Consider the following 12,330-nt stretch of genomic DNA (forward strand, 5'->3'; position numbering starts at 1 on the left):
TTGCAAATTGCGTTGGAGGTGTTCTCATGTCCTTACCTGCAGATCAGCATACGATTCGTATCGAGCAGCTTCGCAAAACATACAATGCCCCCACCCATGGGGATGTACACTATATTATCAAGGACGTCGATCTGGTCATCAAGGGAGGAGAATTTTTTGTCCTGCTTGGTCCCAGCGGATGTGGCAAGTCCACACTTCTAAATATGATTGCAGGCTTTATCTCCAAGTCGGGCGGACAGCTCAAGGTGGATAATAAGGAGATTGATAGGCCAGGCAAGGATCGGGCCATGGTATTCCAGCAGGCGGATTCTTCTCTCTTCCCGTGGCTTACTGTAAGGGAGAATGTGGAGTTTGGACTTCGCATGTCCAAGGTACCAAAGTCTCAGCGGCGTACGATATCAGACCGATACATCGAGCTAGTTGGACTGGGTAGTCATGAAGCCAAATTTCCGAAGGAACTGTCAGGCGGCATGAAGCAGCGGGTGCAATTGGCCCGGGTGCTAGCCAACGATTCGGCCATCCTGTTAATGGATGAACCCTTTGGAGCGTTGGATGCAATGACTCGGCGTACGATGCAGAAAGAGCTGGTGAATATTTGGCAGGAAACGCACAAGACCGTTATTTTTGTCACCCATGATATTCAGGAGGCGCTCTTGCTGGGTCAGCGGATAGGAATTATGTCAGTAGGACCTTCTTCCAAGATAACGGATATTTACGACAATGCTCTGTCTTATCCGAGGAACATTGCCTCATCGGAGTTCAACACCCTATATGACCAGATTCAAAGCCATTTTGAAGAATAATTGAGGTGATAGCGAAATGAGATGGTTGGAGAAAAAGTGGGTGTCTATCCCTCTATTGTGGGTGACGGTTATTCTGATTTGGCAGCTTGGAGCCCTGCTCTATGGACCTGACGTAATTCCTGGTCCGTGGGATACAATTCTTGGTGCTCGTGAACTGCTTGCTGACGGTACCCTGATGCAGTATATCGGAATTAGTTTTACACGAGTGCTTGCAGGTTGGGTCCTTGGAAGCGTGGTGGCGATCCCGATAGGGCTTATTATCGGCAAGGTTCATATGATCAGGCTGTTTGCCGAACCTTTCCTTAATTTTATCCGCTTTATCCCGCCGATCGCGTTCATTACCCTATTCCTGGTCTGGTTCGGGATCGGGGAGCAATCGAAGATTGCACTGATTATGTATGCAACGTTCTTCATCGTTGTGTTAAATACGCTGACAGGTGTACTCTCCATTGAAGAAGACAAGATCCGGTCAGCCCGCAGTATGGGAGCAGACGAATGGCAGATTTTGCTGCATGTCGTTGTTCCGGCGACGACTCCGTATATCTTCACGGGGGTACGACTGGCAATGGGCACTTCCTATATGGCTATTATCGGCGCAGAGATGATTGCTGCGAATGAAGGTGTGGGTTATCTGATCTGGAATTCCCGTTTGTTCTTTCGGACAGATTGGATCTTTGTCGGCCTGATTTCGCTGGGCTTTATGGGCTTTCTCACCGATCGGTTGTTCAATTGGTTTGGTCGCAGCGTGCTCTACCGTTATGGTGTAATTGGTGGGACGAAGCGGGGCTGAACTGTAACTTGAGGTGATGCAATCCTCGAATCCATGGTCAAACGGAAGTGGGATCACTCATCTCAGTTTTATCGCAATATCATAGACCTGATTTGGTAGCTTTCAAAGTTACCGAATCAGGTTTTTTGTATGCGGGGCTAGGGAGTTTCGGCATTGGGATCAAACCGTGGTATAATTGAATTTCAAAAATATAAAACGTCATGTGGGCCATAGATGCTGCCACATGCAGGAGAACTTATGGACTGGATTATTGGCGCCGTATGCGCTTTTATTGTGGCGGGTGCTGCCTACGCGAAGAAGTCGCTAACCCTGTCCGGCTGCCTCGCGGCTGTGATCATGGGTACGATATATTACGGAGCGGGCAACCTGTTCTGGTTTGGAACACTGCTGTTGTTTTTCATTACCTCAACGCTGTTCTCCAAATTTCGCAAGGATCGCAAGCAGGAGCTTGAGAAATCGTATGCCAAGACGGGCAATCGTGATGCTGGACAGGTTATGGCTAACGGTGGAATCGGCATGTTTCTTGTTCTGGGGAATTGGGTCCTCCCACACCCAGCCTGGATGTATGCTTTTATCGGTGTCATGGCTACCGTTACTTCAGATACATGGGCAACCGAGTGGGGAAGTCTCAGTCGTAAGCCGCCACGCTCTGTCGTGACGTGGAAGGTGCTGACTCCAGGTACCTCTGGAGGTGTTTCATTACTTGGGACACTGGCTGCTGCCATAGGTGGAGCTTTAATCGGCGTGGGTGCTTTTTTCTTTTCCTGGATTGCCGGGATCGGAGGCTTGAGTCTGCTCAGCTGGATGTGTGTCGGCCTTGTAGGCGGATTGGCAGGAGCTTTTGCCGATTCTTATCTGGGCGCGACGGTTCAGTATATGTATCGTTGTACTGTATGCGGCCGTGAGGTCGAGGTAAGTGAACATTGTGGACACAAAACCGTTCGATCTCGTGGCTGGTCTTGGATGAGTAATGATCTGGTGAACGTGCTCAGTTCGTTGATCGGCGGATGTTTGGCGATCGGTTTGGGTATCATTTTGGCGTCGTAGGGAGGGAGTGCGTTTGAGCACTGTGCAAGGAGACAAATCGGAGGCTATTTTGGATGCAGCTTACGGTATTTTCGGTTCAAAAGGATTCTATGAGACGAAAATGTCCGATATTGCGGACGAAGCAGGCATCGCGAAAGGCACCATTTATTTATATTTTAAAAATAAGGAACAATTATTTATCGCCGTATCCAAGCGGGATTGCGACAGTTTTATCAGTCGCCTGGATCATGCGTTGAACTCACATCAGAGTACGGGGGATAAGCTTGGTGCGATCGCCAAGACTCACCTTACGTATTATTATGAGCGTCGCAATCATACCAAGCTGTTTTTTATGGCACCCAATAATGATCCGGACCTGATGAAATTCATGAAGGCATTTATGAATGAATATATGAGCATGGTGCGTGAGGTGTTAGAGAATGCTGGCGTACCTGAGCCTGTGCTGCTCGCAGAAGCTTATATCGGGATTCTCGATCGGCTAAAGATGGACATTATGCTGAATCCGGAGTTTAACGAGGAACATCTGAACAAACGAATTGCCTTTGCAGCAGCTCTGTTTCTGGACGGATGTCGTTCCTTTTTGCAAGTATAGTGTGAGTGGGCGTAATTGCATCTTAAGTGCAGCTTCATATTGAATTTATTTTACAGAGAAGTAGGTTACGAGCAATGAACATAATGACGGTAGAGCAAGTTGCGAAAAGCTATGGTGAGAAAATATTGTTTAAAGACGCCTCATTCGGCATGGGCGATCAGGACAAGATTGGTGTCGTTGGTGTCAATGGGACCGGGAAGTCCACATTTTTGCGTGTCATTGCAGGCATGGAGCCAGCGGACGAAGGGCAGATCTCGATAGGGAATGACGTGCGTATACAGTTCCTGGCACAGAATCCGCAGTTTAACCCGGATAATACGGTCTTGCAACAAGTATTTGAGGGCGACAGCCCGGAGATGAAAACGGTACGTGAGTATACGGAAACGATGGAGCTACTGGAGCTTAATCCTTCTGATCCGGCACTGCAAGAGCGTTTGTTGCGCTTGAACCAGCAAATGGAGCAGCTCCAGGTTTGGCAGTTGGAAAGTGAAGCGAAAAGTATTCTGTCCAAACTGGGCATTCGTCAATTCGATGCGCTGATGGGCACATTGTCTGGTGGACAGCGCAAACGGGTAGCGCTTGCCTCTGCGCTGATTCATCCCTGCGAATTGCTCATTCTGGATGAGCCTACGAACCATATTGATAATGATTCCGTAGTTTGGCTGGAACAGTATCTGCAAAAACGGCGTGGCGCATTGCTCATGATCACGCATGATCGGTACTTCCTGGATCGTGTAGCAAATGTGATGCTGGAGCTGGATCATGGACGTTTATTCCGGTATGAAGCCAACTATACCCGCTTCCTGGAACTGAAGGCTGAGCGTGAAGAGCGTGAATCCGCATCCGAACAAAAGCGGCAAAATCTGCTGCGTACGGAGCTCGCCTGGATTCGTCGCGGTGCAAAAGCACGGAGCACGAAACAAAAAGCGAGAATTGATCGTTTCGAACAGTTGAAGGATCAACAGGGACCCAATCGTTCAGGCTCACTAGAGGTATCCGTGGGTTCGACTCGTTTGGGTAAAAAAATACTGGAGATTGAGCATCTGTCCAAATCGGCAGATGGCCATAAATTGATTGACGATCTCAGTTACATTGCGGTACCTGGTGACCGGGTAGGTATAGTAGGCCCGAATGGCAGCGGTAAGTCAACCTTGCTGCAAATGATTTCCGGCAAGCTGGAACCCGATGCCGGGGAGGTTGTTGTGGGCCCTACGGTTAATCTGGGCTACTTCACTCAGGAGCATCAGGAGATGAATGAATCTCTGCGGGTTATTGAGTACATCAAGGAAGTGGCCGAGAATATAAAAACGGCTGATGGATCTCTCATTACCGCAGCTCAGATGCTGGAACGTTTCCTCTTCACCCCTGCGTCACAGTGGACGCCAATCTCCCGTCTGTCTGGCGGAGAAAAGCGTCGTCTTTATCTTCTGCGGGTGCTGATGGCTGCACCGAATGTTCTGCTGCTGGATGAGCCGACGAACGACTTGGACATTCAGACACTCGCTGTACTCGAAGATTACCTGGATGATTTCCCGGGTGTTGTATTTGTCGTATCCCATGACAGGTACTTCCTGGATCGGACGGTGGATAAAGTACTGTCTTTTGAGGGTGGCGGTGCTGTGCGTGTGCATGTTGGGGACTACAGTGAATATGCAGAATGGATGCTGAAAAATGCCCCTGCATCTGCATCTTCTCAGGAAAGTGCGACGGGGACAGCTGCTAAAGTGAAACCGGCAAACGAGGAAAGTAAACCTGCTGCCTCGGCGGCTAAACCTAAGCTGAAGTTCAGCTTCAAGGAACAGCGTGAATATGACCAGATTGATGAGAATATCGAGAAAGCTGAAGCCAATCTCGCCCGCATTAATAAAGAGATGGAAGAATCGTTCAGCGATTCAGCCCGTCTGCAGGAGTTAATGACAGAGCAGGCTGAGGCGGAGCGTCATCTGGACGAACTGATGGAACGGTGGACCGTTCTGAATGAGCTTGCGGAACAGATTGAAAACAGCAAGTCTTAAAATATATTTCAATGAATCGTCCTCTCTTCAAAAAGCGACTTGCAGTCGCCTTTTGGGGGAGGGCGATTTTTTTGCATGGATGTAAATGAATTTATATGAAACGTTAACCATATTCAAACCGTTTATTAAATAAAGAATTCCATAGAAGGGGGAGAATTTCATATTCATGTATAGAGAACTGAATGAACAATTGGCAGTGATCAAGGAAAAGGGAAGAATGTACGAGAAATGGAATGATCGGCTGGAGAAGCTGAATCAGGAGGAAGCAGAATGGAAAAGGAAAGTACAGCAACGTCTGGAGCACCTACAGAAGGAACAAAACGATGTAGATCGACTCAACAGCATGACGTTATCAGCATTCTTTTATCATTTAATCGGCAAAAAAGAGGATCGACTGGAAAAAGAAGAACTGGAGTTGATGGAAAGTAAGGCAGAGTACGATACGGCTTGCCAGATGTTAACGGATATCCAGGAGCAACGATCGCAAGTTCAGCAGGAACTGGACGGACAGCGGCAATATCAATTCTGGCAGAGTGATTACAAGGTGTTATGGGGCAAGAAGGAAAACGATTTGCTGGAGAAAGATGCAGAATTACAGCAAATGGCTGAGGATCGGGAACATCTGTCGGGAGAGCTTCAGGAGCTGAATGAAGCGGATCGAGAGGGGCAGTATCTGCTCCTTGCACTTGAACGTGCTGAAAAGGCTTTGTCCTCTGCGGGAAATTGGGGAGTATACGACATGATGGGTGGAGGTATGATCTCGACTCATATTAAGCGCAGCAGAATGGATGATGCTCAGGTTGCCATTATGGATGCCGGAAGACGTCTTCGCCGATTTCAGAAGGAACTGGAGGATGTGAAGATGGCTGTAAACACGGAATTACACCTTGGAGGCCTGCTTTCATTCGCAGACTATTTCTTCGACAATCTCTTTGTGGACTGGATGGTTCAAGACAAAATTCGCAAAGCTGAAACCCAGGTGAAGGATGGGCTGAGTGCAGTGCGAAGCACGTTGCGTGTACTGAAGAATGAGATCCGGGAGCACAAGGTGAAGTTGGAGCTTCTGGAACGTCGGTATTGCGAACATATTGAGCGAGCGGATTAAGACATTTCAAAGAAGAAGGACACTTTCAGCGTGCCCCTAAACGGTGCAGCAGAAGTGTCCTTTTTTTACATGATACAGGTGAATCATAGGTATCCAAGTCGGCGTGCATGCCCGACAAGATCGAGATCACGACTCTGATCATTTATTCAAATACTGTATTGCCATTCTAGTTGTGCATGCCATGTTCAAAATTTACTTGGTCGTAATATATGCTGCGAGCAGTCTCGCTGTATTCAGGACAGCGTCTTTATGCGTACGTTCCATGGAGTGGGAAGCGTGAACGCCTGGACCAATCAATGCAGCGCGAATGTTATTTCCTCCACGTAATGCCGCGCTGCCATCGGAGCCGTATTGTGGGTAAATATCAACGACATAATCAAGGTTTGCTTGTTTGGCCAGTTCGATCAGTCGAGTGGTCATATCGTAGTCATATGGTCCTGACGAATCCTTGGCACAGATGGATACATCCGTCTCCTTGCAGCTAAGGTCGTCACCCATTGCGCCCATGTCTACAGCAATTAATTCGCTGATTTCTGCTGGGATATAAGATGCGCCGTGTCCAACTTCTTCATAGTTCGAGATAAGCAGCGAAACGTTATGTAGTGGTTTCCAGTTTTCGCGATGTGCAGATTCCAGGATACCGAACAAGGCAGCTACGCTGGCTTTATCATCAAGGTGACGCGATTTGATATATCCGCTGGGTGTAATGGCCGCACGGGCATCGAAGGAAATAAAGTCCCCGACAGAGATACCCAATGCCAGAACATCTTCTTTGGAAGAGACCACTTCATCGATACGCACTTCCATATGGCTCTCGCTTCGCTCAAACGTACGTGCATCCGGATAGACGTGTACAGAAGGGTGCAGGGAGAGGATCGTGCCTGTATAGGTCTTTCCATCGCGTGTGTGGATGGTGCAATACTCGTTCTCGATACTGTTCATGGTAAATCCGCCGACAGAGGTGAGCTTCAGTGTGCCGTAGGAAGTGATGGAACGCACCATGGCTCCCAGTGTATCCACATGTGCGCTCAGTCCGATTGTTCTGGAAGAATCCTGCCCAGGCAATGTGAGCACAGCTCCGCCTTTGTTGTTCAACTCAAAAGCAACATGTAGTGATTCGGCTTCCTTGCGGATCATCTCAATAATATCGTGGGTATAGCCACTAGGGCTGGGAGTATCGAGTAATTTTTTCAAAAAAGACAGGACATAGGATTCATCAATGGTAAAACTCATATGGAAATTTCCTCCTCGTTAATGAATGTGCAGAAAGTTGTTCTAAAAACAGAATACAGCCTGTCTGGCAGAATGTACAATTCCATTCTTGATAGCCAGCAGGCTGCCTCTGATGTGTTACAGCGTATCCGAAGGATTTCCTTTTCGTTGACTCTGAATGGAATCGGACTCCACAGAAGCGTTGTCCGAATCGATCGTTCCGAATGTATCCATCGATTTAAACGAATCCAGAGAAGAGGAAGAGCTGCTTGCTGCAGAGCTTTCCAACTCGGATACACGCAACTTCAATTGCTTGTTCTCACGTTGCAGTCGATATTGGCGGAAGATGCCATAAGACCCTACAATGATTCCACCGATTAGGGTGCAGCCAAGAATGAGCAGAATCAGCGGGATTTGAACCGTGTTAAATAGCAGGTTGACTTGTACGGAATCCACATTAATGACCGCAAAAATTCCGGTAAGTAATGCAAAAACGAGACCTGCGATGAGTGCCCATTGCATTTTCATGGTGGTGCCTCCTTGTTGAACAATTCAGGACTATGTATGCAATTACCCTGATTCATGGAGCTTGCATCTTGCTTGATTATAAAATCCCTTGCCCGAATGGGCAAGGGACACAGGTCACATGGACGAGAAAGCAACCTTATTTCGTTAGTTGTTCCATTTGCTCAATCAGTTCCTTGAACACACTCATAGCTTCGCGAATCGGCTCTGGCGTTGACATATCCACTCCTGCTTTTTTCAGGATGTTGATGGAATAGTCACTGCCACCGCTCTTGAGGAATCCAAGATAACGGTCTACGGCAGGTTGGCCCTCTTCCAGAATTTGCTTGGAGAAACTGGTCGCTGCTGAGAAGCCGGTCGCATATTTGTACACATAGAAGCTGTTATAGAAGTGGGGAATACGCGCCCATTCCATTTCAATATCTTTGTCCACAACCATGCTGTTTCCATGGTATTTGACATTAAGGTCATAATAAATCTCGGAAAGCAGCTGAGGTGTGAGAGCTTCACCTTGTTCAGCACGCTCGTGAATAATTTTTTCGAATTCTGCAAACATGGTTTGACGGAATACGGTCGTACGGAACTGATCTGCATAATACGTCAGCAAGTACAGTTTTTCCTTTGGATCCGTCGATTTATTGAGCAGATAATCCATCAGCAAGGCTTCATTCGTTGTGGATGCAACCTCAGCCAGGAAAATGGTGTATTGTGCATCACGGTACGGAAGCGTAGTGTCCGAATAGTGGGAATGCAGAGCGTGACCCATTTCATGAGCCAGCGTAAACATGCTGTTCAGATTGTCTTTGTGATTTAACAAGACGTAAGGGTGGGTGCCGTAGGCTCCCCAGCTGTATGCGCCTGAACGTTTATTCTCATTTTCGTATACATCAATCCAGTGATCATCATAGCCGGCCTGCAATGCAGTTACATAATCCTTGCCAAGCGGCTTCAAGCCATCTTTAACCGTTTGTTTTGCTTCCTCGTAGGTAATGTCCATTTTGTATTCATCCACCAGTGGGGCGAAAAGGTCATACATATGCAACTTATCTACGCCGAGCAATTTTTTGCGCAGGTCCATGTAACGGTGTAACAGCGGAAGGCTCTCATGAATCGTATCCACAAGATTGGTATAGACATCCTTCGGAATGTTGTCGCCGTAAAGTGACATTTCCATGACGGAAGGATACTTCCGAACATCGGCATAAAACATGTTTTTGGTAACGTTGGCGTTCAAAGCTGCAGCAATGGTGTTCTTTTGCTTGGCATAGGTTTCATACACCGCTTTGAAGGCACGTTCGCGAACTTCCCGATTCGGATTTTCCAAGAACTGAATATAGCTGCCGTGAGTCAGTTCCACTTCGTTTCCATGCTCATCCTTGATTTTCGGGAACTTGAGATCGGCGTTGTTCAACATGCTAAAGATGGTCTGTGGTGCCTGGGACAGGTTGCCCACCTGTGCAAGCAATGCTTCCTCGGCTTGGCTCAGTACATGAGCCTTTTCGCGTTTCATCTCTTCCAATGTGAACTTATAGGCAGAGAGTTTCTCGTTGGAGATGAGGGCATCCAGCTGATCATCCAGAAGGGACAAGATTTCGGGTGTGACATAAGATAGTGCTTCACCAACCTGCACGCTTAACTTTTGTGCTTTTTGGGACAGGTTTTGATATGTAGGGTTAGCTGTGTCTTCATCTTGATGCATCCGTGCATATACAAAGAGGCGTTCGGTTTTGAGACTGATCTCATCTTCGAGTTCAAAACAGCTTTTGAGTGTCTCAGGTTTGTTCAGTTTGCCCTGGAATTCGGAGGCTTTCTTAGTCAAAGACGATACTTCTTCATATTCCTGATCCCAAGCTTTCTGATCGGCGAATAGATCTTCCAGTTTCCAGGTTTGTTCAGTAGGTACCTCGGAACGTTTCAATAGTTGACTCATGGGAATCCTCCTTTGATGAAGTGATGAATATATAGACGAAGCTGCCTTCGTCCCACTCGCTTGTGCGGAGAGAGACGAAGGAATCAGACTAAGTACCAGCAAAATGAACAGCGATTTGCGGTATTTCAACGGCCTTCCTCCTCACTATACGAATAATCCCGTATAGTATGACCTGAGGGGCATTGAAATATTTGAAGAAGCTAGGCTCCCATATTGACCAAAAAGTAAACGATCAGGAAAAATGCGAAACAAATCAGCAGGGTGGCTATCAGTGCCATGCCCCGTCTTAGACGATCCGGGATGGAATTGCGTCCCAGAATCAGCACGATTCCTAGGGAAAAAGCAAGAATAATAAAGATGACGACATTGCTTGAGTCAAGCTGCATGGGCTAGACCCCTTTGAAGGCAGCCATCAATTGACGCCATTCGTCCTCGCGGTTCTCGAAATCTTCTTTCGGGAAGCGGCGTTCAGCCCAGTGCATCAACGCAGGACGGCTGAGGAATGTATGGCATTCTTCGCCCCATTCTTCCGAGATTTCACGAAGCACCAGATACTTGCCTTGAACTTCTACGGTCATCATATTCCACTTGTCTGTTTTGTATATTTCATGTTTTTTTATCATAGGTAGTCTCCAAACTAACGGTTTTGGTAAAATGATACCGTACCCTTGGATTCAAAGCAAATTTTTTCGACTTTTATGGAAAAGATAAATTGCAATGTAGAAGGCCATACAGTATAATGAGGGTATTCGCCATAGATGGCGATATTTTTAGGAGGTTGTTCATTTGAAAGGTACAGTTAAATGGTTTAACGCAGAAAAAGGCTATGGCTTTATTTCAGTTGAAGGCGGCGAGGACGTATTCGTACATTTCTCCGCAATCCAAGGCGACGGCTTTAAAACATTGGAAGAAGGTCAAGCGGTAGAATTCGAAATCACTGATGGAAACCGTGGTCCTCAAGCAGCTAACGTAAACAAATTGTAAGAATATTTCCGGTCACACGGATTTCTTATAAATGATTGGCTTCTAGCTGAATATACGAACCCAAGCACAGTCCCCCCCATGGGAGGCTGTGCTTTTTTTGATATGTTGAGTTCCATAAGGGAACTCCTTTTTGGATGCTTATGCGCGGCTAGTCATGCTTGACCAAAGCTTCATGCAAAATCCAACAAGTGCGGCCAGGGAAAACGCCATCGCAGTGAGATAGAAGGTGTTTCTGTTGGTATGCTCCAGCAGCAATCCTCCGAGGGTTCCGCTGAGCAGACCGGAAGCGCTGGACCACACAATGGTAAACAGGGCCATACCAGTGGCGCGATAGCCATCCGGAACTAGGCGGGTGATATAACGGACTGCAGTCACGTAGAAGACGCCAAAGGTTACGCTGTGCATCGTCTGAATGGCAACAACCGCTGCGGGTGTATCCGAGATGGACATCAGAAATAAGCGAATCGTATACATCAGCGCAGCGATCGTGAGCAAGGGAAGTTCTTTGTAGCGATTGCCGTATCTGCTTAACAGCAGAAACACCGGGATCTCGCTTACGGAAGAGATCAACAGGGACCAGCCGATCAGCCCTTCACTGGCACCTAGATCTTTTAGCGTAATGGTAAGAAAGGCCTCATTCATTCGGTGACCCAGAGCGAGCAGAAAAACGCAGCCAAAAAAGGTGAGGACATCCCTTCGTTTCAAGACGGACCATAGCCCCGAAAGATCCATTTTAGTGCTGCTGCCCGAAGGCTGATCTTTTAATCGAAAACCGATCAGGAGTGTAGTCGCGGCCAGCGCGATACATACCCACATCGTCCATCCCGGTCCGAAAGATCCGAGAAAGTATCCGATGCTTAACGCAAAGAACGCATAGCCGATCGAGCCAAAAACACGAATAGAAGTGAAATTTCGCCCATACTTGCTCGCGGTTGTAATCGCCATCGTATCGGAAAGTGGATAAACCGGATAGTAGAAAAAGTAAAACAGTGTCACTAGTACAAATACCTGACCAAAGGTTGTGGCGTTGGCAAGCATGACACCGGTGATCAGTTGCCCGGCAAGCAAGATGATCATCACTTTGCGTACGGTGTTGTAGCGGTCACTGGCCATACTCCAGAACATGTTGGAGAATACGGAGACGAGAGGGCCAATTCCGTACAGGTAACCGATTTCGGCCCGGCTGAATCCCAGATGACTGAAATAAAGCTGGAAATACGATACCACCAGTACAGTGGAACCGAAGATGGTGAACATGAGTGCCCGCAGCCAGTTTTGATCTGGCCGGGCGGTATGACTTGATTTCATGATGAAAGGCTCCATTCTT

At 47.5% G+C, this 12,330-nt stretch carries 13 protein-coding genes; 7 read left to right on the plus strand and 6 right to left on the minus strand.

The window, feature by feature from the left end:
- Nucleotides 1-26 precede the first annotated feature (26 nt).
- The 6 genes from ACFVQB_RS00850 (at nt 27) to ACFVQB_RS00875 (ending at nt 6,352) form a co-directional block, all read left to right on the plus strand.
- Complete coding sequence (locus ACFVQB_RS00850; protein ID WP_379434498.1) at nt 27-803, plus strand: ABC transporter ATP-binding protein; 777 nt, start codon at nt 27-29, stop codon at nt 801-803.
- Between the two features lie 16 nt (nt 804-819).
- A complete protein-coding gene (locus ACFVQB_RS00855; protein WP_379434500.1) occupies nt 820-1,593 on the plus strand; it encodes an ABC transporter permease in 774 nt (257 codons plus the stop codon).
- A gap of 237 nt (nt 1,594-1,830) precedes the next feature.
- Entirely contained in the window at nt 1,831-2,640 is an 810-nt protein-coding gene (locus ACFVQB_RS00860; RefSeq protein WP_379434502.1) for a DUF92 domain-containing protein, read from the plus strand.
- 13 nt (nt 2,641-2,653) lie between these two features.
- Nucleotides 2,654-3,232: a TetR/AcrR family transcriptional regulator gene (locus tag ACFVQB_RS00865; protein WP_379434504.1), complete on the plus strand. Its 579-nt coding sequence runs from the start codon at nt 2,654-2,656 to the stop codon at nt 3,230-3,232.
- Between the two features lie 74 nt (nt 3,233-3,306).
- Nucleotides 3,307-5,247, plus strand: coding sequence for an ABC-F family ATP-binding cassette domain-containing protein (locus tag ACFVQB_RS00870; RefSeq protein WP_379434506.1), 1,941 nt, complete (start codon nt 3,307-3,309; stop codon nt 5,245-5,247).
- 166 nt (nt 5,248-5,413) lie between these two features.
- On the plus strand, nt 5,414-6,352 hold the full coding sequence (locus ACFVQB_RS00875) for a hypothetical protein (protein WP_379434508.1): 939 nt from the start codon (nt 5,414-5,416) through the stop codon (nt 6,350-6,352).
- Nucleotides 6,353-6,544: 192 nt separating this feature from the next.
- Here the strand turns inward: ACFVQB_RS00875 and ACFVQB_RS00880 are convergent, their stop codons facing one another.
- From ACFVQB_RS00880 to ACFVQB_RS00900, 5 genes are all read right to left on the minus strand, one after another.
- Nucleotides 6,545-7,585, minus strand: coding sequence for a M42 family metallopeptidase (locus ACFVQB_RS00880; RefSeq protein WP_379434510.1), 1,041 nt, complete (start codon nt 7,583-7,585; stop codon nt 6,545-6,547).
- A 117-nt stretch (nt 7,586-7,702) separates the two neighbouring features.
- On the minus strand, nt 7,703-8,092 hold the full coding sequence (locus ACFVQB_RS00885; protein WP_379434512.1) for a LapA family protein: 390 nt from the start codon (nt 8,090-8,092) through the stop codon (nt 7,703-7,705).
- Nucleotides 8,093-8,228: 136 nt separating this feature from the next.
- On the minus strand, nt 8,229-10,019 hold the full coding sequence (gene pepF / locus ACFVQB_RS00890) for an oligoendopeptidase F (RefSeq protein WP_379434514.1): 1,791 nt from the start codon (nt 10,017-10,019) through the stop codon (nt 8,229-8,231).
- Nucleotides 10,020-10,219: 200 nt separating this feature from the next.
- Complete coding sequence (locus tag ACFVQB_RS00895; RefSeq protein WP_024629224.1) at nt 10,220-10,405, minus strand: hypothetical protein; 186 nt, start codon at nt 10,403-10,405, stop codon at nt 10,220-10,222.
- A 3-nt stretch (nt 10,406-10,408) separates the two neighbouring features.
- Nucleotides 10,409-10,642 carry a hypothetical protein gene (locus ACFVQB_RS00900; RefSeq protein ID WP_024629225.1) on the minus strand — a complete coding sequence of 78 codons (234 nt, stop codon included), beginning with the start codon at nt 10,640-10,642 and terminating at the stop codon, nt 10,409-10,411.
- Between the two features lie 163 nt (nt 10,643-10,805).
- On the opposite strand from ACFVQB_RS00900, the gene ACFVQB_RS00905 reads away from it, so the two are divergent.
- A complete protein-coding gene (locus ACFVQB_RS00905) occupies nt 10,806-11,003 on the plus strand; it encodes a cold shock domain-containing protein (RefSeq protein WP_017689394.1) in 198 nt (65 codons plus the stop codon).
- 138 nt (nt 11,004-11,141) lie between these two features.
- On the opposite strand, the gene ACFVQB_RS00910 is transcribed toward ACFVQB_RS00905, so the two are convergent.
- Nucleotides 11,142-12,311: an MFS transporter gene (locus ACFVQB_RS00910; protein ID WP_379434517.1), complete on the minus strand. Its 1,170-nt coding sequence runs from the start codon at nt 12,309-12,311 to the stop codon at nt 11,142-11,144.
- Between the last annotated feature and the right edge of the window lie 19 nt (nt 12,312-12,330).

Origin of the sequence: Paenibacillus sp. NPDC057886, assembly GCF_042796655.1 — a bacterium.
GTDB lineage: Bacteria > Bacillota > Bacilli > Paenibacillales > Paenibacillaceae > Paenibacillus.